This window comes from Rhizobium sp. SRDI943, assembly GCF_057653695.1.
In genome coordinates this window covers 4,265,152-4,287,222 of record NZ_CM172787.1, presented here as the reverse complement: position 1 = coordinate 4,287,222, position 22,071 = coordinate 4,265,152, and the positions used below count along the sequence as shown (strand labels likewise).

The window sequence follows — 22,071 nt, the reverse complement described above, 5'->3', positions numbered from 1 at the left end:
ACCTGAACGGGCGATTAACGGAGTATTCAGGGTTCGATCGATGTGATGATTGCCGCGATCATATTATGGCAGGATCCGACGAGTGGCCATGACGCCGAAATTGCCGCCTGACTATATCTCGCAACAATTTGCGCTTGCATTTTATTAAATGTTTAGCGCAGCATTAAATTACAGACTGCATTTATTGAATAAGACCGTTTCGCGACCAGTTTGACCAGCCGCCAGCGGCCTCATGCGGGCATCAGGTCCGGGCAAGGGGCATTTTTGTGAATATTAATTCGTTAATTCAATTGCTTGTAATTCTGGAAGAATGCTCAAATCCTGAAGCTGTCATCACCGAACTGGAGCAGATCCTCCGCGGTTGCGGCTTCGAATATTACGGCTTGCCGCACCATTTGCCGCAGAGCCCGCTGCAGCAGAATCCAGAGCCTTGGGCTGCGGCGCTTGCCGGCCGCTGGCCGGAACAATGGCCGCAAATATATGCCGCGAAAAAATATGCGCTGATCGATCCGATGGTGCGCTATCTCGCCCATGCGCAGCGGCCTTTCCGCTGGCGAGAGGCGATGGCGGCCTTCCGCAAGGACGCCTATCATCGGCGCATGGAGCAGATGATGGTCGATGCCTTCGGGCACGGGTTGGAGGACGGCTACATCTTTCCCATCCACGGACGCAGCGGCATTCTCGCCAGCCTTAGTCTCGCCGGCAAGCCGATTGAGCTGTCGCCGGTGGAAATCGCATTGCTGGAGGCGGTGGCGCGCAAGGCCTTCTGGCGGTTGCTCGATCTGAAAGGTGAGGCGCAGGCACTGGAAACCGTGCTGCCGGCCGATACGCCGCTGACACGGCGCGAGATGGAAATCCTGCATTATCTCGCCGAAGGCATGACTTCGATGGAGATCAGCAAGATGCTGAAGATCTCAAACCACACCGTCGACTGGTATATGAACGGCCTACAGGACAAGCTGAAGGCGAAAAACAGGCAGCATGCGGTGGCGCTTGCCTTCCGTCATGGCCTGATAAGGTAGAGAAACTCCGCTTCTCATCGAAGCGGAATTGCTCTGGTTTTTTATTTTTGCGCAACTCCGAACGGAAAACCGCTTCGCACTTTTCGCGGAGTTGCTCCAGCATGTCGAAAAATTGCATTTCGCAGTCGCAAGATAAATTGAACTTTCTGTGACAAGAAGTTAAGAATTTCCTTCGCGGGTGCAGCAATCCCGCGTCTGAACGTCTGAGGAGACCGTTTTGCCCATTTCCAAGATTCTCGTTGCCAATCGCTCTGAAATTGCCATCCGCGTGTTCCGCGCGGCCAACGAGCTTGGAATAAAAACCGTGGCGATCTGGGCGGAAGAGGACAAGCTGGCGCTGCACCGCTTCAAGGCGGACGAGAGCTACCAGGTCGGCCGCGGCCCGCATCTGTCCAAGGACATGGGCCCGATCGAGAGCTATCTGTCGATCGAGGAGGTGATCCGCGTTGCGAAACTCTCCGGCGCCGATGCCATCCATCCCGGCTACGGCCTGCTGTCGGAAAGCCCCGAATTCGTCGATGCCTGCAACAAGGCCGGCATCATCTTCATCGGCCCGAGGGCCGATACGATGCGCCAGCTTGGCAATAAGGTTGCGGCGCGCAACCTGGCGATCTCGGTCGGCGTTCCCGTGGTGCCGGCCACAGGGCCGCTGCCGGAGGACATGGCCGAAGTGGCGAAGATGGCGGAGGGGATCGGCTACCCCGTCATGCTGAAGGCCTCCTGGGGCGGCGGCGGGCGCGGCATGCGCGCGATCCGCGATCCAAAGGATCTCGCCCGCGAGGTGACGGAAGCCAAACGCGAGGCGATGGCGGCCTTCGGCAAGGACGAGGTCTATCTGGAAAAGCTCGTCGAGCGCGCCCGCCATGTCGAAAGCCAGGTTCTCGGCGATACGCACGGCAATGTCGTGCATCTCTTCGAGCGTGACTGCTCGATCCAGCGTCGCAACCAGAAGGTCGTCGAGCGCGCGCCAGCGCCCTATCTCTCGGAGGCGCAACGCCAGGAGCTCGCCGCCTATTCGCTGAAGATCGCGGCCGCGACCAATTATGTCGGCGCCGGTACCGTCGAGTATCTGATGGATGCCGATACCGGCAAATTTTACTTCATCGAAGTCAATCCGCGTATCCAGGTCGAGCATACGGTGACCGAAGTCGTCACCGGCATCGACATCGTCAAGGCGCAGATCCACATCCTCGACGGTTTTGCGATCGGCACGCCGGAATCGGGCGTGCCGCGCCAGGAGGATATCCGTCTCAACGGCCATGCGCTGCAGTGCCGCATCACCACGGAAGATCCGGAGCATAATTTCATTCCGGATTACGGCCGCATCACCGCCTATCGCTCGGCGTCCGGTTTCGGCATCCGCCTCGATGGCGGCACCTCCTATTCGGGTGCAATCATCACCCGCTTTTACGATCCGCTTCTCGTCAAGGTCACGGCATGGGCGCCCAATCCATCCGAAGCGATCGCCCGCATGGACCGGGCGCTGCGCGAATTCCGTATTCGCGGCGTGGCAACCAACCTGACCTTCCTCGAAGCGATCATCGGCCATCCGAAATTCCGGGATAACAGCTACACGACACGCTTCATCGACACGACGCCGGAACTCTTCCAGCAGGTCAAGCGCCAGGATCGCGCCACGAAGCTCCTGACCTATCTCGCCGATGTCACCGTCAATGGCCATCCCGAGGCCAAGGATAGGCCGAGGCCGCTGGAAAACGCTGCCGAGCCGGTGGTTCCCTACGCCAACGGCAATGCGGTCAAGGATGGTACAAAGCAGCTCCTCGACACGCTCGGCCCGAAGAAATTCGGCGAATGGATGCGCAACGAGAAGCGCGTGCTTTTGACCGACACGACGATGCGCGACGGCCACCAGTCGCTGCTCGCCACCCGCATGCGCACCTATGACATCGCCCGTATTGCCGACACCTATGCGCATGCGCTGCCGAACCTTCTGTCGCTCGAATGCTGGGGCGGCGCGACCTTTGACGTCTCCATGCGCTTTCTGACCGAGGATCCGTGGGAACGCCTGGCGCTGATCCGTGAGGGCGCCCCGAACCTTCTGCTGCAGATGCTGCTGCGCGGCGCCAACGGCGTCGGCTACACCAATTATCCCGATAATGTCGTCAAATATTTCGTCCGCCAGGCAGCCAGAGGCGGCATCGATCTGTTCCGCGTGTTCGATTGCCTGAACTGGGTGGAGAACATGCGCGTCTCGATGGATGCCATTGCCGAGGAGAACAAGCTCTGCGAGGCGGCAATCTGCTATACCGGCGATATCCTCAACTCGGCGCGTCCGAAATACGATCTGAAATACTACACCGATCTTGCAGTCGAGCTCGAGAAGGCAGGCGCGCATATCATCGCGCTCAAGGATATGGCGGGTCTTCTCAAACCTGCGGCTGCGAAGGTTCTGTTCAAGGCGCTGCGTGAGGCGACCAGCCTGCCGATCCATTTCCACACGCATGATACATCGGGTATTGCGGCCGCGACCGTTCTTGCCGCCGTCGATGCCGGCGTCGATGCCGTCGATGCGGCCATGGACGCACTTTCCGGCAATACCTCGCAGCCCTGTCTCGGTTCGATCGTCGAGGCGTTGCGCGGTACGGAGCGTGATCCGGGCCTCGATCCGGAATGGATCCGCCGTATCTCCTTCTATTGGGAAGCGGCGCGTAACCAATATGCCGCCTTCGAAAGCGATCTGAAGGGGCCGGCATCCGAAGTCTATCTGCACGAAATGCCGGGCGGCCAGTTCACCAACCTCAAGGAACAGGCCCGCTCGCTCGGCCTCGAGACCCGCTGGCATCGGGTGGCGCAGGCCTATGCCGACGCCAACCAGATGTTCGGCGATATCGTCAAGGTGACGCCGTCTTCCAAGGTCGTCGGCGACATGGCGCTGATGATGGTGTCCCAGGACCTGACGGTCGCCGACGTCGTCAGCCCCGACAAGGAAGTCTCCTTCCCGGAATCGGTGGTCTCGATGCTGAAGGGCGATCTCGGCCAGCCGCCGTCGGGATGGCCCGAAGCGCTGCAGAAGAAGGCGCTGAAGGGCGACAAGCCCTATACCGTGCGCCCCGGCTCGCTGCTCAAGGAGGCTAATCTCGATGCGGAGCGCAAAGTTATCGAGACGAAACTCGAGCGCGAGGTCAGCGACTTCGAATTTGCCTCCTACCTGATGTATCCGAAGGTCTTCACCGACTTCGCGCTCGCCTCCGATACCTACGGCCCGGTCTCGGTGCTGCCGACGCCCGCCTATTTCTACGGTCTCAAGGACGGCGAGGAACTGTTTGCCGATATCGAGCGCGGCAAGACGCTCGTCATCGTCAACCAGGCGATGAGCGCCACCGACAGCCAGGGCATGGTGACCATCTTCTTCGAGCTCAATGGCCAGCCGCGCCGCATCAAGGTGCCGGACCGGGCCCATGGGGCGACGGGTGCGGCCGTCCGCCGCAAGGCCGAACCGGGCAATGCCGTTCATGTCGGCGCGCCGATGCCGGGTGTCATCAGCCGTGTCTTCGTCTCGCCCGGCCAGGCCGTCAATGCCGGCGACGTGCTCGTCTCGATCGAGGCGATGAAGATGGAAACGGCGCTGCATGCGGAAAAGGATGGCACGATTTCCGAAGTGCTGGTACGGGCCGGCGATCAGATCGATGCCAAGGACCTGCTCGTCGTCTACGCAGGCTGAAGCGCTGCCATCCTTGGCAAAGGCGCCCATCGGCCGGCTTTTCGAGCGGGCTCCATTCACTCGATTGTGTACGATCGGCCTGTCAAAAAGCTGATTTTTCGAAGCCTTCGCGCCTTGCCCGGCGCGGAGGCTTTCTCATAAGCTTGCGCTCCCACCATCCGCCCCCAAGACCAATCAGGAAATGATATCAATGAGCAAGTTGAAGATTGCCGTTATCGTCGGCAGCACGCGTATTGGCCGTTTTTCCGAGCATCCGGCCAAGTGGATTGCCGCTATCGCCGCCGAACGGCAGGACATTGAGGTCGAGGTTCTCGACCTGCTCGACTACCCCATGCATTTTTTCGGTGAGCAGCGTGCCACGACCGCTGAAAGCGAAACGGCAGAGCGCTGGAAAAAGAAGCTGCGTGAATTCGATGGCTTCATTTTCACAGTTGCCGAGTACAATCACGCGCCGACTGCGGTTTTGAAGAACGCCATCGACCTCGGCGAGTTCATCCACAAGCCGGTCGGTTTCGTCGGTTACGGCGGCGTTGGCGGCGCACGTGCGGTCGAGCATCTTCGCCTGATCTTCGTGGAAATGGGGGCGGCTTCGGTGAAAACGGGCGTGCATATCGCGCTTGGCGAATATCTCGGCGTCCTCAAGGAAGGCAAGAGCCTCAGCGATTACGCCCATCTCAACGAAGCGGCGAAGAACCAGCTCGATCAGCTCATCTGGTGGGGTAATGCGCTGAAGGCGGCGCGTGCCGTCGTCACGGCCTCCTGATTGGAGTTCCAGCCATGCCGGGATCTTCGCATCCCGGCATTAGATCCGGATGATTTTAGGCCAGGTCGGCCTAAAAATCTGCATCCGGATCTAAATCAAAGAAATAGAGCATGATGTCGTCCGAAAACCGCTCACACTTTTCGGCATCATCTCTAGCTCAGATATCGTAAGTATGGGCGGCGTTGATCGTCGAGATGAAACGTTTGGTGCGTTCGCGCTCCGGCGCGCTGAAGATCGCTCTGGCGCTGCCCGTTTCCACGACGCTCCCGGCTTCCAGGAAAACCACGTCATTGGCGATCTTCGAGGCGAGCCGGAGATCGTGGGTCGCCATCACCATCGTCGTGCCTTCGCTGGCCAGCTTGCCGAGTACATCGACCACTTCGGCCGAAAGCTCGGGATCGAGGGCGGATGTCGGCTCGTCACAGAGAAGCACGCGCGGCGACGGCGCCAGCGCGCGGGCGATCGCGACGCGCTGCTGCTGGCCGCCCGACAGCGTCGAAGGCCATGCATCGGCCTTGTGGGTCATGCCGACCTTTGTCAGCAATTCCATCGCACGCTCGCGGGCCTTTTCCCTCGGCCATCGCAGTACCGTCACCAGGCCTTCCATGACATTCTCGATCGCGGTCTGATGCGGGAAGAGCTGGAAATTCTGGAAGACCATGCCGGTCTGGCGGCGGATCTTCTGGATCGCCGGCCAGCTCGTTCGTTTGCCCGGTGCAAAGGCCAGCTTCTCCTCTCCGAGGCGGATGGAGCCGGCGGTCGGAATTTCGAGTAGGTTGATGCAGCGCAGCAGTGTGCTCTTGCCGCCGCCCGAAGGCCCGACCAGCGCGGTGACGCTGCTTTCGGGAATACGGATGCTGATATCCTTGAGGATGACGGCGTCGCCGAAGCGCTTTTCGATGTTGGAAAGCTCGATCATGCATTTGCCTCCAGCATGCCGCCATAACGCGCGAAGCGGCGTTCCAGCCGCACCTGCAACTGCGAGAGGACGGAGCTCAGGACGAGATAGATCAGCGCCGCCTCGATATAGAGGATCAACGGCTCGTAGGTGGTGGCGACGATGCGCTGCGCCGCCTGGAAGAGCTCGGGCACGGTGATGGCGGCGGCAAGCGAGGTGTCTTTGACCAGCGAGATGAAGGTGTTCGACAAAGGCGGCACGGCGACGCGGGCGGCCTGCGGCAGGATGGTGCGGCTCATCGCCTGGCGCCAGCTCATGCCGATCGAATAGGCGGCTTCCCATTGGCCCTTCGGCACCGAAGAAATGACGGCGCGGATGATCTCGGAGCTGTAGGCGCCGATATTCAGCGTGAAGCCGATGAGGGCGGCCGGAAAGGCATCGAGCAGGATGCCGAGGCTCGGCAGGCCGTAGAAGATCACGAAGAGCTGCACCAGCAGCGGCGTGCCGCGGATGACCCAGACATAGAAGCGCGCGACGGCCGAAAGCGGCATCGGCCCGAAGAGCCGGGCGATTGCGGTGGCGAGCCCGAGGGCCAGGCCAAAGACGAAGGATAGCAGGGTCAGCGGAATGGTGAAGATCAGCCCCGCCCACAGGAGCGAGGGTAGCGATTCCGCCATCAGTTGGAGCCAGTGCGCCAAGGGAGTTGCCTCTCGTCAGTTGGGTCGTGATATCCGAAATACCCCTCCCCCACCCCTCCCCACAAGGGGGAGGGACTTATCCAGGTGCCGGCTCACACGAAATAGCGACCGAGCGGCAGGCCGAAACGTTTATTTGAAGATGAGACGGCCCGCCGGCTAAGCCCCTCCCCCTTGTGGGGAGGAGTTTGGGAAGGGACTTTTCTTCAGTTGAACTTACTTGGAAACATCCTGGCCGAAATACTTGTCGGCGATCTTCTTATAGGTGCCGTCGGCCTTGATATCGGCAAGCGCCTTGTTGATTTCGGCGAGAAGCTCCGGCTCGTTCTTGCGGATGATGACGCCGGAGTAATCGGCGTTTTCCTGCTCGGCCACGATCTTCACCGGCGCGTCCGGCTTGTGCTTCTTGAAATCGAGGAAGGAGAGGCTGTCGTTGATCGTGGCGTCGGCGCGCTTGGTCAGCACCAGCTGGATCGACTGATCGAAACCGTCGGTGCCGACGAGCTCGGCACCGGCTTCGGTTGCGAGCTTGCCGAAGTTGCTGGTCAGCGACTGGGCGGCCTTCTTGCCCTTCAGGTCGGCGAAAGACTTGATGCTGTCGTCGCCGTCGCGGGCGATCAGTACGGCCTTGGAGGCGATATAAGGCTCGGAGAAATCGTATTTCTGCTTGCGGGTTTCGGTGATGCCGACCTGGTTGATGACGGTATCGTAGCGCTTGGCATCGAGGCCGGCGATCAGGCCATCCCACTTGCCTTCGACGAACTCGGCTTTGACACCGAGCTTGGCGGCGATCGCTTCGCCGATCTCGACATCGAAGCCGACGAGCTTGCCGCTTTCGTCATGATAGGTGAAGGGCGCATAAGTGCCTTCGGTGCCGATCTTGAAGACGCCGGCCGATTTGATGGCGGCGAGGTTTTCACCGGCATGGGCAGGCAGGAGGGCCGCGGCTTGAATGAGGGCGGCGGCGGCGACGGTTTTCAACCAGTTCATTGTTTCATCCATCCTTGGGAGGTTGTTATCGGATGGGGATAGTTGGCAGAAAATTACGGCGCCGGAAGCGTAGAAAACTGCGAATAAAAGCAGCAACTGCAAATATTTTTCTCAAACGGCCGCTCGAACCATGAAACCTGCAGAAACAGGCATCATGCCGCGATGCGGCGGCGCAGTTTTTCGCTGACGATGATGATCAATCCGGCGCCGAGGATCATCGCCGCGCCGACGACCACATTGGGCGTGGGGATATCGGCCCAGATCAGATACCCCAGGAGGAAGGCCCAGATGAGAGAACTGTATTCGAATGGCGCAAGCACGGAGACGGGCGCCTGGCGCATGCCTTCGAAAAGGGCGAACTGCGCGCAGCCCGCAACGACGCCGGTGGCGATGAGGAGCGCGAGCTGCGCCATATCGGGTGTCCGCCAAGTGTAGAGAACGGCAACGCCGGTCATGGCAAGAAAAAAGACGTTGGAAACGGCGAGCTGGATAATCGTCTTTTCGTGCAGCGAGGTCTTGCGCAGCAGCACCATGGCAGAGGCCCAGAGCACGGCCGCCTGCAGCGCCAGATAGACCGGCCAGGAGATGGTGAGGCCGACCGGATTGCAGGCGATGAGGACGCCGACGAAGCCGACGCCGACCGCCAGCCAACGCGCCGGCGTGACCTTCTCCTTCAGGATGAACCAGGCAAGCAAGGTGCCGACAACAGGTGCGGCGTAATAGAGCGTGGTCACTTCGGCAAGCTGCAGGCGGCTTGCGGCGGAATAGTAGGAAAGCCAGGCGCAGAGAAGAAGGATGCTGCGGGCAATCATCGGCTTGATGATCGGCGATGTCATCGTCTGGTGGACGAGCTTGCCGCGACCATAGGCGAGACAACCGACGAGGATGGTGAGACTGCGGAAAAACAGGATCTGCCAGACGGGAATGCTTGAAGCCAGGATCTTGATGATCGCGTCATGGAAGGTGAACGCCATATAGGCGAGGCTCGTGAGCAGGATGCCCAGGCTGACGGAGTTTTTCACGGGGAGAACGGACCAGGTGGCGGATATGCCGGCGGGAATCGGGAATGACCAATCGATATTCCCGCCTCCCGGGCCGGTCAATAGGGCATATTCGCTCTGGTGGTGGAGCTTTATTTCCGAACGTCAGAAAACGTGTGACCGTGCATATTGCCTGCATGATCGTAAGCGTTTATGCACGTTTTCGGTTTGTGAGGTCTCGATCCGGTAGGAACATGCAGGATTTTCTGTTGCGAGAGCGCCAAGGCGTGATTTCCGAGAGGCTGCGGCTGAATGGCCGCGTGCTGGCGACGGAGCTTGCGCTCGAATTCGGCGTCTCCGAGGATACGGTGCGGCGGGATCTGCGGGAGATGGCGGCGGCAGGGCTCTGTGAGCGGGTCTACGGCGGCGCATTGCCGGTCTCGCCGGCGCACGGAAGCCTGACGCAGCGCATCGGCTTTGCCGCTGACCGGAAACAGGCGCTGGCGCGCGCTGCAGCAAAGCAGATTGCCGCCGGCTCGACTGTGTTCTTCGATGCCGGCAGCACCAATCTGGCGATTGCCCACGCATTACCGGTCGAACTTGCACTGACGGCTGCGACCAATGCGCCGGCGATTGCCGCAGCTCTGATCGACAAGCCTGCCGTCAACGTCATTCTGATCGGCGGGATGGTGGATCGGCAGACGGGCGGCTCGCTCGGCGCCAAGGCCTTGCGGGATATGGAGCAGATTTCGCCCGATCTCTGCATTCTCGGCGCCTGCGGCGTCGATCTCGAGGCCGGCATCACGGTGTTCGGCTTCGAGGATGCGGAGTTCAAGCGGTTTGCGACATCCAGGAGCAAAAGGGTGTTGGTGGCTGCAACCTCGGAGAAATTCGGCACCGCTGCCCCCCATAGCATCCTGCCGGTTGCGCATTGCGAATGCCTGGTCGTCGAGCACGATGCCGATCCGGCCATTCTCGCCCGTTACCGCGAGCGCGGATGCAGGACTGTTCTCGCCGAGAAAACGAACTGAGGCGACGTCATAGAGTTTAGGGAAACCGGGCCAAGCAAGCCCGGCAATGAGGAAAGACCGGAAATGGATAGTCATGTGAGTACGCCGGGAGCCCGGAGCGGCTTCATTACCAGAAGCAGAGCGGCGGTTTCCCTGCTCTTTCTCATGAACGGTTTTGTCGTCGGCTGCTGGGCGCCGAAGATCCCTGATTTTGCCGAGCGTCTGGCGCTGACCAAGTTCGAGCTTGGGCTGATGATCCTGGTTTTCGGCGTCGGCTCGCTGGTCATGATGCCGATCGCCGGTGCACAGATCGCCAAACACGGTTCGCGTATCGTCGTTCAGATACTGGCCGTCTGCGTGCTACCGTTGCTGTTGGCATTGACGCTGGCGCCAAATGTGCTGACTGGAGCGATCACGCTCTTCCTGTTCGGCGGCTTCATCGGTGCAATGGATGTGGCGATGAATGCCAATGCGGTCTCGGTCGAGAAATCCATGCGCCGCGCCATCATGTCGTCCTGCCACGCTTTCTGGAGCCTTGGCGGACTGATCGGCTCAGGTCTCGGCGGCATCGTGATCTCCAAGCTCGGTATTCTCGGCCATGCGCAACTGGCGACGGTGCTGGCGGCGATCTTCCTTGCCGTCGCCTGGCCGATGATCCTTGCGGATCCGCCGCATCCCGACGCCAAGAAGGAAAAGACGAAGCTCCCGATGGTGCCGCTGCCGTGGCTGCTCGGATTGATGGCGCTGTTCAGCATGGTGCCTGAAGGCGCTGTTCTCGACTGGGGCGCGCTCTATCTCCGGCAGGAAATGGGTGCATCCGTGGCGCTTTCCGGCCTTGGTTTCGCAGCCTTTTCGGCCACCATGGCAATCATGCGCTTTGCCGGCGACCTGGTGCGCGACCGCCTGGGCGGCGTCAAGACGCTACGCATCTGCACTTTGTTTGCCATTGTCGGCATGCTGCTTGCCGGCCTGGCGCCCAATGCCGAGCTTGCCATCCTGGGCTTTGCGTTTTGCGGTATCGGCATTTCCAACATGGTGCCGATCGCTTTCTCGGCGGCGGGCAATATTCCCGGACTCAAGCCCGGCATCGGCATCTCGGTGGTCACGACCATGGGCTATTCCGGCATGCTGGTTGCGCCATCGTTGATCGGCTTCGTCGCCGAGCATATCGGTTTTGCCGTCGTTTTCATGGCGCTGCCGGTGCTGCTCATCGTCGTTCTGCTGCTCTCCAACCTGGCCCATTATGCCGATGAGACCTCCGGAGGCGGTCACTGAGCCGCCTCCCAACAAAAGTGATATCAGGGGCGGTTGACAAGCAGCCGGCCTTGATCCACCTGAAAAGCACCGTTTCTAAAGCGCGTCGCAATCTTTCAGATTTGCTCCTCACGCTTTAGGTTTTTATTTTTCGCATGTCGTTATCGCAAAACCGCTGCACACTTTTGCGCGACATGCTTTAGGGGTGCAAGAACTCTCCATGTTGTCAGCCGCCGATTTTGATCCGAAACCGCGCCGCGCTTCCGTTGCCGTCGATGTCGGCGGCGTCATCGTCGGCGGCGGGGCGCCGGTCGTCGTGCAGTCCATGACGAACACCGATACGGCCGATATCGATTCCACCGTCGCGCAGGTCGCCGCTCTCCACCGGGCGGGCTCGGAACTGGTGCGCATTACCGTCGACCGCGACGAGAGTGCAGCCGCCGTGCCGAAGATCCGCGAGCGGCTTCTGCGCCTCGGCATGGACGTGCCCTTGATCGGCGACTTCCACTATATCGGCCACAAGCTGCTCGCCGATCATCCGGATTGCGCCGAAGCGCTGGCGAAATACCGCATCAACCCCGGCAATGTCGGCTTCAAGGACAAGAAGGACAAGCAGTTCGCCGAGATCATCGAGATGGCGATCCGCTATGACAAGCCGGTGCGCATCGGCGTCAACTGGGGCTCGCTCGATCAGGATCTGCTGACGGCGCTGATGGACCGGAACGCCGAAGCCGGATCGCCGCTTTCGGCCCGGCAGGTGACGCGCGAGGCGATCGTGCAGTCGGCGCTGCTGTCGGCAGCCCTTGCCGAAGAGATCGGCCTGCCGCGCAACCGCATTATCCTGTCGGCCAAGGTCAGCCAGGTGCAGGACCTGATCGCCGTCAATTCCATGCTCGCCGAACGCTCCAATCATGCACTGCATCTCGGCCTGACTGAAGCCGGCATGGGCACCAAGGGCATCGTCGCCTCGTCGGCGGCGATGGGCTTCGTGCTGCAGCACGGCATCGGCGATACGATCCGCGTGTCGCTGACGCCGGAGCCGAACGGCGATCGCACGCGCGAAGTGCAGGTGGCGCAGGAAATCCTGCAGGTCATGGGCTTCCGCCAGTTCATACCCGTGGTTGCGGCATGTCCGGGCTGCGGACGTACGACGTCGACGGTATTCCAGGAGCTTGCCCAGAACATCCAGAACGACATCCGCAAGAACATGCCGGTCTGGCGCGAGAAATATCCTGGGGTCGAGGCGCTGAACGTCGCCGTCATGGGCTGCATCGTCAACGGGCCGGGCGAAAGCAAACATGCCGATATCGGCATTTCGCTTCCGGGCACTGGCGAAACGCCGGCCGCCCCCGTCTTCATCGACGGCAGGAAGGCGCTGACGCTGCGCGGTCCTAATATCGCCGCCGATTTCGAGGCGCTTGTTGTCGACTATATCGAGAAGCGTTTCGGCCAGCGGACGGCGGCGGAATGACCGCCCGCAAGTTCGGATGAGCCGGTACTGGTCGCCTATCGTCAGCAAGCTTCGGCCCTATGTCGCGGGCGAGCAGCCCCGTATCGCGAACATGGTCAAGCTCAATACCAACGAGAGCCCTTACGGTCCGTCCCCGAAGGCGCTTGAGGCGATCCGGGAAGCGGCGGACGATCGTCTGCGGCTCTATCCCGATCCCACCGCCACGGAATTGCGCGAGACGATCGCGGCGCGTTTCGGCCTGACGGCGGAGGAAGTATTCGTCGGCAATGGCTCCGACGAGGTTCTCGCGCATGCGTTCCAGGCGCTGCTGAAACATGAGCGGCCGCTTCTCTATCCTGATGTGACCTACGCCTTCTATTCGACCTATAGCCTGCTATACGGCGTCGAAGCGATCGAGGTGCCTGTTGACGATGGGTTCCGGATCCGGCTGGACGATTACGACAGGCCTTGCGGCGCGATCATCATCCCCAATCCGAACGCGCCGACCGGCATTGCCCTGCCGCTCACCGGCATCGAGGCACTTCTTGCCGCCCATCCGGATGCGGTCGTCGTCATAGACGAGGCCTATATCGATTTCGGCGGTGAGAGCGCCGCCGGGCTCGTTTCAACCTATCCCAACCTACTGGTGATCCAGACCCTGTCGAAGTCCCGTTCACTTGCCGGTCTGCGCATCGGATTCGCGCTGGGGCAGCGGCCGCTGATCGAGGCGCTGGAGCGGGTCAAGGACAGCTTCAATTCCTATCCGCTCGATCGTCTGGCGCAGCTTGCCGCGACGGCAGCGATCAAGGACGAGGCGTGGTTCGAGACAGGCCGGAGGAACATCATCGCCAGCCGGGAAAGCCTTGTTAGGGAACTCGAAGCGCTGGATTTCAAGGTTCTGCCGTCCCAGGCGAATTTCGTTTTCGCAAGGCACCAAAGCCGTTCTGGCGCAGCATTTCAAGCCGCTCTGCGGGAGCGCGGCATTCTCGTCCGGCATTTTGCCAAGCCGCGTATTTCGGACTTCCTGCGGATCAGCATCGGCACGGATGACGAGTGTGCCCGTCTGGTCTCCGCTCTCCAGGAGATACTGGCAGCCTGACCTGCTGGGGTCAGCTCTTCCGGTCGGCGATGAAATGCGCTGCAGCGATGAGGGTCGAGGCGCGGGGGCCATAGGGGGCCAGCAGCGCCTCGGCATCGCGGACATGCTCACGGAGCTGGGTCTCGGCCCATTCCATGCCGCGCAGGGCCACAAGCGTTCCCTTGCCGCGGGCCGCATCCTTGCCGGTCGCCTTGCCCATGGTCGCCGCATCCGAAGTCAGGTCGAGAATGTCGTCGGCAAGCTGGAAAGCAAGGCCGATCTTTTCGCCGAAGGCGCGCAGGCGGCGGCGATCTTCCGGCAGGCTTGCCGAGATGATGGCGCCGGCTTCGCAGGCGAAGCGGATCAGCGCGCCTGTTTTCATCGCCTGCAGGCGGATGATGCCGGCCTCTTCGGGGGCCTGCTTTTCCGCCGCGAGATCAAGCGCCTGGCCGCCGGCCATGCCGCCGAGACCGGCTGCGCGGGCAAGGGCCAGCACCAGCGATGCCTTGTTCGTATCGGCAAGGGTCGTTTCCGGCGCGGCGATGATGTCGAAGGCATAGGTCAGCAGGCTGTCGCCGGCAAGGATCGCCGTCGCTTCGTCGAACTTGATGTGTACCGTCGGTTTGCCGCGGCGCAGGTCGTCATCGTCCATGGCCGGCAGGTCGTCATGCACGAGGGAATAGCAGTGGACGCATTCGAGCGCGGCGCCGACGCGAAGTGCCGCCTCAGCGTCGCCGCCGAGAAGGGCTGCACTTTCGACGACGAGAAACGGGCGCAGCCGCTTGCCGCCGTTCAGCACGGCATAATGCATGGCATCGCGCAGCCTCTCGGGCCTGGCGATTTCATCGGAAAGGGCACTCGGTGAAAGCAATGCGTCGAGCAGCGCCTCGATGTCGCGGGCGTTGTTCTTCAGCCTCGTCTCGAAAGTGTCCGGGTTCGCGTCCATGGGCGCTGTTTGGCATGAGCGCCCCCGGGCTTGCAACGGAATTGTCGATGGCGGCAGCAAGATTCGCCGCGCACTCTGGCATAAGCTCTGCACAGGCGTTATGAGAACGACAGGAGCGAAATCGGACTGGGGACATTGGATATAGCGCCAGAGAGAGAGGACAGCGTCGACATGCCGGCTCGTCGGCGATGGTTCGAAGACAGGCGTGTGTTGAAACGCATTGTTCTTGCCGTGCTGATCGTGCTGATCCTTCCCTATGCGCTGATCTTTCTCTATCTGCTGCCGTTCATTCATCCCGTCTCGACACTAATGCTGCGCGATCTCGTGCTGCTGCGTGGTTACGACAGGCAATGGGTGTCGCTTGATAACATCGCCCCTGTTGTGGTGCAGTCGGTGATGATGTCGGAGGACGGGCAATATTGCTTTCACGGCGGCGTCGACTGGGCGGAAATGCGCATGCTGGTCGAGGATACGCTGAAAGGTCAGGCGACGCGCGGCGGCAGCACGATCCCGATGCAGACGGCGAAAAACCTCTTCCTCTGGAACGGCCGCTCCTTCGTGCGCAAGGCGCTGGAACTTCCGCTCGCGGTGAGCACGGATTTTGTCCTGTCGAAACGACGGCTGATGGAAATCTATCTCAATATCGCCGAATGGGGTCCCGGCATTTACGGTATCGAGGCGGCGGCCCAGCATCATTTCAAGGTGCCGGCCTCGAAGCTGACGCGGCGCCAGGCATCGCTGCTTGCCGTCTCGCTGCCGAACCCCATCGACCGCAATGCCGGCAAGCCCGGACGAGGTCTTCGCCGGCTCGCCGGCGTGATCGAGAGACGCGCACAAGGTTCGGGCGATTACATCAGGTGCATCTATGATTGAGATCAGAACTTATCGCTAGAACAGGATGTCGTCCGAAAACCGCTCACACTTTTCGGTATCGTGCTCGAGACGTGGCAAGTGTCATCTGACATTCTTGGTTCTGCCATATGGGCGAATGCAGTCCAACCAGAGCCCCCGAGTCGCCCATGACCATCACGACATTTTCGCCCGAGCTTCTCTTTTATTCGAAGAGGCACAATCCAACCCCGCCCGCCCATCTCGGCAGCCGTTATCGCAAGGTCGGCGGCTTTCTGCCGGAAGCCGGCAACACCATCGTTTGCCATATCGAGAAGGGTTCGCAAACGCAGGCGGTGCTGATCGAGGCGCGTGAGAAATATCTGGCGATGCCCGAAGCCCCGCAGTTCCTCTTCACGCCGATATCAAGCATTCACATGACACTTTTCGAAGGTGTCATCGAGACCAGGCGCCGCCAGGATTGCTGGCCGGGCGATCTACCTCTCGATACGCCGATCGACGACATGATAGCGCTGATGGCGGCCCTGCTCGAAGGTTTCTCGATGGCCGATCCCTTCAAGGTCGCCATCGTCGAAGCTCGCCCGTCGGGCCTGCTCGTCGACGGGGCGACGGAGAGAGACCGCAAGGTCATGCGCGCCTGGCGCAATGCGCTGGCCGAGCTTCTGGGCTATCGCCAGCCGAACCATGAGGACTATAAGTTCCACATGACCTTCGCCTATGCGATCGAACGGTTGGAAGACGAAGCCTTGCCGCGCTGGCAGGCAATGCTCGACAACGTCGCCGACGATGTCCGCCGCAAGGCCCCTGTTTTCGAGCTGACCCCGCCGGCATTCTGCGTGTTCGAGGACATGAACCATTTCCACGAATTGTTGATCTTCGATTTCGAGGCATGAACGGGAGAAGCCCATGGATAGACCGACGCTCTACATCGCCAACAAGAACTATTCTTCCTGGTCGTTCCGGCCGTGGATGGCGCTGACGGGCGCCGGCGTCGATTTCGAGGAAGTCCTGATCCCCTTCGACTATCCTGGTGGCAATCCCGATATAAAGGCGGTCTCACCGACCGGGCGAGTACCACTTCTGCAGCATGGTGCATTGAAGATCTGGGAATCGCTGGCGATCATCGAATATGTCGCCGAGCTTTATCCGGACGCCGGCCTTCTGCCGAGGGATCGCGCCGAGCGGGCGCTCGCCCGTTCGGTTTCGATGGAAATGCTGTCAAGCTTCCGGGCGCTGCGCGGTGCCTGCCCGATGAATATCCGCCGGCCGAAGGGCAAGATCGCGTTGCCGGATGGTGTCGACGCCGATATCAGCCGCATCGAGACGATCTGGCGCGACCTCCTGCAGCAATCCGGCGGACCGTTTCTGTTTGGCGCGTTCAGCGGGGCGGATGCGATGTTTGCGCCTGTCGTCAACCGGTTCGAAATCTATGATCTCGTCAGCCAAAATGATACGCTGGCCTATATGGAGACCATGAAGGCGCATCCGGCCTGGCGGAAATGGGAAGAGGCGGCCCGCGCCGAGCCTTGGATCGTGCCGGAAGACGAAGTCTGAGCCTGGAATCATCGGCTTTGCAAAAAATACGCATGGGGACTGGTCAAGGTCACCCCTTGCATGTATAAGCGCGCCAAATTCCGAAATCGCGACATGTCCGTTTCGGCCGCCCGTGTGGCCGTGGGAATGTTTTGCCCGCAAGTGGAGTAAGAGAAATGGCTGTACCGAAGAGAAAAACAAGCCCGTCCAAGCGCGGCATGCGCCGTTCGGCAGACGCCCTGAAGGCTCCGACCTACGTCGAAGACAAGAATTCCGGCGAACTGCGCCGCCCGCATCATATCGATCTGAAGACTGGTATGTATCGCGGCCGCCAGGTTCTGACGCCGAAGGAAAGCGCATAATTTCCCGATCCGGCTTGTCCGATCGAAGTTTCAAGGCCGGCGTCACGCCGGCCTTTTGCATTTCGGCAATATAATATTTGCAATGACTTGCAGTGGGGCAGCGACTTACGGCAGTATTCTTTCGGCGCCGAGGAGATTTGCCGATGATAAATGCCATGCCCCTGATGATTATTCCGTTTATTCTCTACAATCTGGCGATGCTGGGCCTGATGGGCGATGGCGGCATTCCGGCACTGCAGCATGATATCATCGTGCTGTCGATGATCTCGGGCGCGATCTGGAGCATGGCGCTCGGCGACCTTTTTATCGTCATCGCACTTGTCGTGCTGTTCTTCGAAATCCTCAAAGCGACCAGAACCGGTCCCGGCAATCTCGTCAACCACATGCTGTCAATGCTGGTGTTCATCGCTTTCCTGGTCGAGTTTCTGCTCGTCCGGGATGCTGCGACGCAGGTCTTCTTCATTTTGATGACGATCGCTCTGATCGATGTCATCGGCGGTTTTGCCGTGTCGATCCGAAGCGCCGGGCGGGATGTCTCGATCGGACTATAGGTTGTCGAGTTTGTTCTGAAGGGCGCGGAGCTGTTCCTTCAGCTCGTCGATATCCTTGGCCTCGGCCTTGCGGCTTTCCTTGGCAGGCGGCGTCATGAAGGGCGAGAACATCTGCATCGCCTGCTGAAACAGCTCGGTGTTGCGGCGAACATGGTCCTCGACCATCTGCATCGGCAACTGCAGGTTCTTGCCGAGCGGCGTTTCGCCGAAGGCGCGGTTTACTTGCTCGCGCATCTGGGACTGCTGTTCGGTGAAGGAGCGCATCGAATGTTCGAGAAAGCTCGGCACCACCATCTGCATCTGGTCGCCGTAATAGGTGATGAGCTGGCGCAGGAAAGAGATCGGGAGCAAGGTGTTGCCGGTCTTCGATTCCTGTTCGAAGATGATCTGGGTCAGCACCGAATGGGTGATGTCATCTCCGCTTTTTGCATCTTGTACGTTAAATTCTTCGCCCTTCTTCACCATCTCCGCCAGGTCTTCCAGCGTCACGTAGGTGCTGGTGCCTGTGTTGTATAGGCGGCGATTGGCGTATTTCTTGATAACAATCTGACCCTCATGCTTCGCCATATCAGTCTCCTGAACCCCCGTCTGATTTATGGATATTCCTCCACTTGAGACTGTAAACGCAAAAGAAGGCCGGTGACAATCTCTTTGTGCGATGCGGCAAACCTTTAACAGAGCAGATGAATTGGGCTTTGACAGGCTTTGCCGAAAAATGAGAGCAGCCGGTCTTCGCGTTTGACTTGTGCTCCAAGCTTTGCCAGTTTCCACTTATGTAAGTGAGACGAAAACGAGGAGCGTCCCCATGAGCAATCCATCCATCGTCATCGCCAGCGCAGGGCGAACAGCAGTCGGCGCCTTCAACGGTGCTTTCGCGACGGTCCTCGCGCATGAGCTCGGGGCGGCCGTCATCAAGGGCGCGCTCGAGCGTGCGGGCGTCGATGCCGGCGAGGTGGATGAGGTGATCCTCGGCCAGGTGCTTGCCGCCGGCGAAGGTCAGAACCCGGCCCGCCAGGCGGCGATGAAGGCCGGCATTCCGCAGGAAGCAACGGCCTGGGGCGTTAACCAGCTCTGCGGCTCGGGCTTGCGCGCCGTCGCGCTCGGCATGCAGCAGATCGCCACCGGCGACGCCAAGATCATCGTTGCCGGCGGCCAGGAATCCATGTCGATGGCCCCGCATGCCGCGCACTTGCGCGGTGGCGTCAAGATGGGCGACATGAAGATGATCGACACGATGATCAAGGACGGCTTGACCGACGCTTTCCACGGCTACCACATGGGCATCACCGCCGAGAATGTTGCGCGCCAGTGGCAGCTTTCGCGCGACGACCAGGATCAATTCGCCGTCAGTTCGCAGAACAAGGCGGAGGCAGCGCAGAAGGCCGGTCGCTTTACCGACGAGATCATTCCCTACATCATCAAGACACGTAAGGGCGACGTTACGGTCGATGCTGACGAATATATCCGTCACGGCGCGACGATCGAGGCGATGGGGAAGCTGCGCCCGGCCTTCGACAAGGACGGCACGGTTACGGCCGCGAACGCGTCCGGCCTCAACGACGGTGCCGCTGTGGCGGTGCTGATGAGCGAAGCGGAGGCAGTCCGGCGCGGCATCCAGCCGCTCGCCCGCATCGTTTCCTGGGCAACGGCGGGTGTCGATCCGCAGATCATGGGCACCGGACCGATCCCGGCTTCGCGCAAGGCGCTCGAGAAGGCCGGCTGGTCGGTCAACGATCTCGATCTCGTCGAAGCCAACGAGGCCTTCGCGGCGCAAGCCTGTGCCGTCACCAAGGATCTCGGGTGGGATCCGTCGATCGTCAACGTCAATGGCGGAGCGATCGCGATCGGCCATCCGATCGGCGCCTCCGGTGCACGCGTTCTCAACACGCTGCTGTTCGAAATGAAGCGCCGCGGCGCGAAGAAGGGTCTTGCCACGCTTTGCATCGGAGGTGGCATGGGTGTGGCCATGTGCTTTGAAGCGCTTTAAATAGCATACGATCCATGTTTGATTGAAGATCCCGCCACGCGACGGGGCGAAAAACAAAAGGGGAGCGGAACATGAGCAGAGTGGCTTTGGTCACCGGGGGTACACGCGGCATCGGCGCGGCAATATCCATGGCACTGAAAAATGCCGGATACAGGGTCGCTGCCAGCTATGCCGGCAACGACGAGAAGGCCAAAGCCTTCCACGACGTTACCGGCGTTCCGGTGTTCAAATGGGATGTTTCGGATTACCTCGCCTGCGGCGAGGGAATTGCCAGGGTCGAAAGCGAGATCGGCCCGGTCGAAATCCTCGTCAACAATGCCGGCATCACCCGTGACGCGATGTTCCACAAGATGACGCAGCAACAATGGCACGAGGTTATCAATACCAACCTCACCGGGCTGTTCAACATGACGCATCAGGTCTGGACCGGCATGCGTGACCGCAGCTTCGGCCGTATCGTCAATATTTCGTCGATCAATGGGCAAAAGGGCCAGATGGGCCAAGTGAATTATTCGGCGGCCAAGGCGGGCGATCTCGGTTTTACCAAGGCGCTGGCTCAGGAAGGGGCGAACAAGAACATCACCGTCAACGCCATTTGTCCCGGTTACATCGGAACGGAAATGGTGCTTGCCGTGCCGGAGAAGGTGCTGAACGAACGTATCATTCCGCAGATCCCCGTCGGCCGGCTCGGCGAACCGGAAGAGATCGCGCGCTGCGTCACCTTTCTCGTCTCCGACGATGCCGGCTTCATCACCGGTTCGACGCTGACGGCCAATGGCGGACAGTTCTTCGCCTAGGCATTTCTGTTTTCACGTCGACAGTAGGAATTTAGATTCAAAGCGATGGCGCGTCCGGCAGGATCGCGCCATCGCTGTTTATGGCGTGTCTTCTCTGTGTGCTGCTGGCGCGATCTTGTGGCCGGTTTAGTGGCGCTGTTTTGAGAAGATCAAGAGCGACGGTCTGTGTTCGGACGTCGCTGTGGCCGAACTCTGGCCGGCACTTTGCGCGGCGAAAGAGCATCGGTGCTGAGGGCTGATATTGCGGTCGTCAGGAAAGCCGACACGATGAGAACGGCGACGAAGGAATTCAGCAAAATCTGGATCATGGAAGCGTTCCTTTTCCGGTGCGCCGGGCGGCTCGGCCTGCTCATTGCGCTCGTGAAGGAAATATGTGCCTGCCTGTTGGGCGGCGCTAGACTTGACTTTAGCAACCGATTGTCAACGTCTCGTTGACGGATACGACCGGCAAAGAAAACGGGCGCCGAAGCGCCCGTTGGGAGTCCGATATGCTTGTGCCGATCAGCGGCAACGAGCCTCATAGCGGCGACCGTAGCGGTCGCGATAGACGCAGTAGCCGCGGCGTTCGACCGACTGGCCGATCAGAGCGCCAGTCAGACCGCCGGCAACGGCGCCGACGGCGGCACCACCCCAGCTGTTGGTGACGACACCGCCGATAACCGCGCCGGTGCCGGCGCCGATCGCCGTGCCTTGCTCGGTCGCTGTGCAGGATGCGAGCGCGCCGACGAGCGCACCAATAAGAACAATCTTCTTCATCATGTCGTAACTCCCCAGGTTAGTTGGCCTTTAGACGCGGCCCATTAGTACAAGGATAATGATAATCACGAGAACTAGCCCCAAACCGCCAGAAGGTCCATAGCCCCAGCCACGGCTATAACCCCAATTCGGCAAGGCTCCGATCAAGAGCAGAATGAGGATAACAAGTAGTATCGTGCCAAGCATGGTGTGTTTCCTTCATTTCATCCGCAATTTGGATGGACTAGAAACACGTATTGGCGATTTTTGTTCCCGGTTAAGCTCTGGAAATGTGACGAAGCCTGATTCAGGGTTTAATTTCCGTCATTTCCGAAAATTGCCGCTATGGTTAAAAAGACATTTAAATACAATATGTTGCGGTGAACAAAGCGGGAAAATCGCGATGTCGCCGATTCGTCAGCGATTCGTTCCGTTTTTGATCGGCGCGCCACAATTGGCCGTCCCCGACTTAACGCCGTCTGAATCCGG

At 60.2% G+C, this 22,071-nt stretch carries 23 protein-coding genes; 14 read left to right on the top strand and 9 right to left on the bottom strand.

Features of this window, described 5'->3' with window-relative positions; genetic code table 11:
* Positions 1-266 precede the first annotated feature (266 nt).
* The 3 genes from AC245Y_RS21510 to AC245Y_RS21500 all read left to right on the top strand — a co-directional run bounded on the left by AC245Y_RS21510 (position 267) and on the right by AC245Y_RS21500 (position 5,467).
* Complete coding sequence (locus tag AC245Y_RS21510; protein WP_017995520.1) at positions 267-1,022, top strand: helix-turn-helix transcriptional regulator; 756 nt, start codon at positions 267-269, stop codon at positions 1,020-1,022.
* 217 nt (positions 1,023-1,239) lie between these two features.
* A complete protein-coding gene (gene pyc / locus AC245Y_RS21505) occupies positions 1,240-4,704 on the top strand; it encodes a pyruvate carboxylase (RefSeq protein ID WP_017995519.1) in 3,465 nt (1,154 codons plus the stop codon).
* Between the two features lie 190 nt (positions 4,705-4,894).
* The gene (locus AC245Y_RS21500; protein ID WP_012759452.1) at positions 4,895-5,467 is read left to right on the top strand and encodes an NADPH-dependent FMN reductase; all 573 of its coding nucleotides are present in this window, start codon (positions 4,895-4,897) and stop codon (positions 5,465-5,467) included.
* 157 nt (positions 5,468-5,624) lie between these two features.
* Here the strand turns inward: AC245Y_RS21500 and AC245Y_RS21495 are convergent, their stop codons facing one another.
* The 4 genes from AC245Y_RS21495 to AC245Y_RS21480 form a co-directional block, all read right to left on the bottom strand.
* Positions 5,625-6,386 carry an amino acid ABC transporter ATP-binding protein gene (locus AC245Y_RS21495; protein WP_017995517.1) on the bottom strand — a complete coding sequence of 254 codons (762 nt, stop codon included), beginning with the start codon at positions 6,384-6,386 and terminating at the stop codon, positions 5,625-5,627.
* A complete protein-coding gene (locus AC245Y_RS21490; RefSeq protein WP_012759450.1) occupies positions 6,383-7,063 on the bottom strand; it encodes an amino acid ABC transporter permease in 681 nt (226 codons plus the stop codon). The genes AC245Y_RS21495 and AC245Y_RS21490 overlap by 4 nt, the downstream gene beginning before the upstream one ends.
* A 213-nt stretch (positions 7,064-7,276) precedes the next feature.
* Positions 7,277-8,050 (bottom strand): amino acid ABC transporter substrate-binding protein, encoded by a 774-nt coding sequence (locus AC245Y_RS21485; protein WP_017995516.1) that lies wholly within the window; start codon positions 8,048-8,050, stop codon positions 7,277-7,279.
* Between the two features lie 152 nt (positions 8,051-8,202).
* Positions 8,203-9,072 (bottom strand): DMT family transporter, encoded by an 870-nt coding sequence (locus AC245Y_RS21480; protein ID WP_026157510.1) that lies wholly within the window; start codon positions 9,070-9,072, stop codon positions 8,203-8,205.
* A 212-nt stretch (positions 9,073-9,284) separates the two neighbouring features.
* On the opposite strand from AC245Y_RS21480, the gene AC245Y_RS21475 reads away from it, so the two are divergent.
* From AC245Y_RS21475 to hisC, 4 genes are all read left to right on the top strand, one after another.
* Entirely contained in the window at positions 9,285-10,061 is a 777-nt protein-coding gene (locus AC245Y_RS21475; RefSeq protein ID WP_026157509.1) for a DeoR/GlpR family DNA-binding transcription regulator, read from the top strand.
* A gap of 63 nt (positions 10,062-10,124) precedes the next feature.
* Positions 10,125-11,315, top strand: coding sequence for an MFS transporter (locus AC245Y_RS21470; protein ID WP_017995513.1), 1,191 nt, complete (start codon positions 10,125-10,127; stop codon positions 11,313-11,315).
* A gap of 199 nt (positions 11,316-11,514) precedes the next feature.
* Positions 11,515-12,765 carry a flavodoxin-dependent (E)-4-hydroxy-3-methylbut-2-enyl-diphosphate synthase gene (ispG, locus tag AC245Y_RS21465; RefSeq protein WP_017995512.1) on the top strand — a complete coding sequence of 417 codons (1,251 nt, stop codon included), beginning with the start codon at positions 11,515-11,517 and terminating at the stop codon, positions 12,763-12,765.
* A 16-nt stretch (positions 12,766-12,781) separates the two neighbouring features.
* Entirely contained in the window at positions 12,782-13,843 is a 1,062-nt protein-coding gene (hisC, locus tag AC245Y_RS21460) for a histidinol-phosphate transaminase (protein WP_017995511.1), read from the top strand.
* Positions 13,844-13,853: 10 nt separating this feature from the next.
* Here the strand turns inward: hisC and AC245Y_RS21455 are convergent, their stop codons facing one another.
* Positions 13,854-14,768 (bottom strand): polyprenyl synthetase family protein, encoded by a 915-nt coding sequence (locus AC245Y_RS21455; RefSeq protein WP_017995510.1) that lies wholly within the window; start codon positions 14,766-14,768, stop codon positions 13,854-13,856.
* A 135-nt stretch (positions 14,769-14,903) separates the two neighbouring features.
* On the opposite strand from AC245Y_RS21455, the gene mtgA reads away from it, so the two are divergent.
* The 5 genes from mtgA to AC245Y_RS21430 all read left to right on the top strand — a co-directional run bounded on the left by mtgA (position 14,904) and on the right by AC245Y_RS21430 (position 18,063).
* On the top strand, positions 14,904-15,641 hold the full coding sequence (gene mtgA / locus AC245Y_RS21450; RefSeq protein ID WP_017995509.1) for a monofunctional biosynthetic peptidoglycan transglycosylase: 738 nt from the start codon (positions 14,904-14,906) through the stop codon (positions 15,639-15,641).
* A 146-nt stretch (positions 15,642-15,787) separates the two neighbouring features.
* Positions 15,788-16,510, top strand: a complete 723-nt coding sequence (locus AC245Y_RS21445) for a DUF1868 domain-containing protein (protein WP_017995508.1) — start codon at positions 15,788-15,790, stop codon at positions 16,508-16,510.
* Between the two features lie 13 nt (positions 16,511-16,523).
* Positions 16,524-17,171, top strand: a complete 648-nt coding sequence (locus tag AC245Y_RS21440) for a glutathione S-transferase family protein (protein ID WP_017995507.1) — start codon at positions 16,524-16,526, stop codon at positions 17,169-17,171.
* 155 nt (positions 17,172-17,326) lie between these two features.
* Positions 17,327-17,512, top strand: coding sequence for a 50S ribosomal protein L32 (rpmF, locus tag AC245Y_RS21435; protein ID WP_003543812.1), 186 nt, complete (start codon positions 17,327-17,329; stop codon positions 17,510-17,512).
* A 143-nt stretch (positions 17,513-17,655) separates the two neighbouring features.
* Entirely contained in the window at positions 17,656-18,063 is a 408-nt protein-coding gene (locus tag AC245Y_RS21430; RefSeq protein ID WP_026157508.1) for a hypothetical protein, read from the top strand.
* On the opposite strand, the gene phaR is transcribed toward AC245Y_RS21430, so the two are convergent.
* Positions 18,058-18,630, bottom strand: a complete 573-nt coding sequence (gene phaR / locus AC245Y_RS21425; RefSeq protein WP_012759438.1) for a polyhydroxyalkanoate synthesis repressor PhaR — start codon at positions 18,628-18,630, stop codon at positions 18,058-18,060. The two genes, AC245Y_RS21430 and phaR, sit on opposite strands and share 6 nt — an antisense overlap.
* Before the next feature lie 238 nt (positions 18,631-18,868).
* On the opposite strand from phaR, the gene AC245Y_RS21420 reads away from it, so the two are divergent.
* Positions 18,869-20,050: an acetyl-CoA C-acetyltransferase gene (locus tag AC245Y_RS21420; protein WP_017995505.1), complete on the top strand. Its 1,182-nt coding sequence runs from the start codon at positions 18,869-18,871 to the stop codon at positions 20,048-20,050.
* 71 nt (positions 20,051-20,121) lie between these two features.
* On the top strand, positions 20,122-20,847 hold the full coding sequence (gene phbB / locus AC245Y_RS21415) for a beta-ketoacyl-ACP reductase (protein ID WP_017962530.1): 726 nt from the start codon (positions 20,122-20,124) through the stop codon (positions 20,845-20,847).
* A 149-nt stretch (positions 20,848-20,996) separates the two neighbouring features.
* Here the strand turns inward: phbB and AC245Y_RS21410 are convergent, their stop codons facing one another.
* The 3 genes from AC245Y_RS21410 to AC245Y_RS21400 form a co-directional block, all read right to left on the bottom strand.
* Complete coding sequence (locus AC245Y_RS21410) at positions 20,997-21,155, bottom strand: hypothetical protein (RefSeq protein ID WP_017995504.1); 159 nt, start codon at positions 21,153-21,155, stop codon at positions 20,997-20,999.
* 193 nt (positions 21,156-21,348) lie between these two features.
* Positions 21,349-21,606 (bottom strand): YMGG-like glycine zipper-containing protein, encoded by a 258-nt coding sequence (locus AC245Y_RS21405; protein WP_003589657.1) that lies wholly within the window; start codon positions 21,604-21,606, stop codon positions 21,349-21,351.
* A gap of 27 nt (positions 21,607-21,633) precedes the next feature.
* Positions 21,634-21,789: a DUF3309 family protein gene (locus tag AC245Y_RS21400; RefSeq protein WP_007632343.1), complete on the bottom strand. Its 156-nt coding sequence runs from the start codon at positions 21,787-21,789 to the stop codon at positions 21,634-21,636.
* Positions 21,790-22,071 lie beyond the last annotated feature (282 nt).

Coding starts and splice junctions, on each gene's coding strand:
- AC245Y_RS21500 (WP_012759452.1), top strand. CDS start 4,895: ATGAGCAAGTTGAAGATTGCCGTTATCGTCGGCAGCACGCGTATTGGC.
- AC245Y_RS21470 (WP_017995513.1), top strand. CDS start 10,125: ATGGATAGTCATGTGAGTACGCCGGGAGCCCGGAGCGGCTTCATTACC.
- AC245Y_RS21485 (WP_017995516.1), bottom strand. CDS start 8,050: ATGAACTGGTTGAAAACCGTCGCCGCCGCCGCCCTCATTCAAGCCGCG.
- ispG (WP_017995512.1), top strand. CDS start 11,515: ATGTTGTCAGCCGCCGATTTTGATCCGAAACCGCGCCGCGCTTCCGTT.
- phaR (WP_012759438.1), bottom strand. CDS start 18,630: ATGGCGAAGCATGAGGGTCAGATTGTTATCAAGAAATACGCCAATCGC.
- AC245Y_RS21475 (WP_026157509.1), top strand. CDS start 9,285: ATGCAGGATTTTCTGTTGCGAGAGCGCCAAGGCGTGATTTCCGAGAGG.
- AC245Y_RS21495 (WP_017995517.1), bottom strand. CDS start 6,386: ATGATCGAGCTTTCCAACATCGAAAAGCGCTTCGGCGACGCCGTCATC.
- rpmF (WP_003543812.1), top strand. CDS start 17,327: ATGGCTGTACCGAAGAGAAAAACAAGCCCGTCCAAGCGCGGCATGCGC.
- AC245Y_RS21420 (WP_017995505.1), top strand. CDS start 18,869: ATGAGCAATCCATCCATCGTCATCGCCAGCGCAGGGCGAACAGCAGTC.
- AC245Y_RS21400 (WP_007632343.1), bottom strand. CDS start 21,789: ATGCTTGGCACGATACTACTTGTTATCCTCATTCTGCTCTTGATCGGA.
- AC245Y_RS21410 (WP_017995504.1), bottom strand. CDS start 21,155: ATGATCCAGATTTTGCTGAATTCCTTCGTCGCCGTTCTCATCGTGTCG.
- AC245Y_RS21405 (WP_003589657.1), bottom strand. CDS start 21,606: ATGATGAAGAAGATTGTTCTTATTGGTGCGCTCGTCGGCGCGCTCGCA.
- AC245Y_RS21455 (WP_017995510.1), bottom strand. CDS start 14,768: ATGGACGCGAACCCGGACACTTTCGAGACGAGGCTGAAGAACAACGCC.
- hisC (WP_017995511.1), top strand. CDS start 12,782: ATGAGCCGGTACTGGTCGCCTATCGTCAGCAAGCTTCGGCCCTATGTC.
- AC245Y_RS21445 (WP_017995508.1), top strand. CDS start 15,788: ATGACCATCACGACATTTTCGCCCGAGCTTCTCTTTTATTCGAAGAGG.
- AC245Y_RS21440 (WP_017995507.1), top strand. CDS start 16,524: ATGGATAGACCGACGCTCTACATCGCCAACAAGAACTATTCTTCCTGG.
- phbB (WP_017962530.1), top strand. CDS start 20,122: ATGAGCAGAGTGGCTTTGGTCACCGGGGGTACACGCGGCATCGGCGCG.
- AC245Y_RS21430 (WP_026157508.1), top strand. CDS start 17,656: ATGATAAATGCCATGCCCCTGATGATTATTCCGTTTATTCTCTACAAT.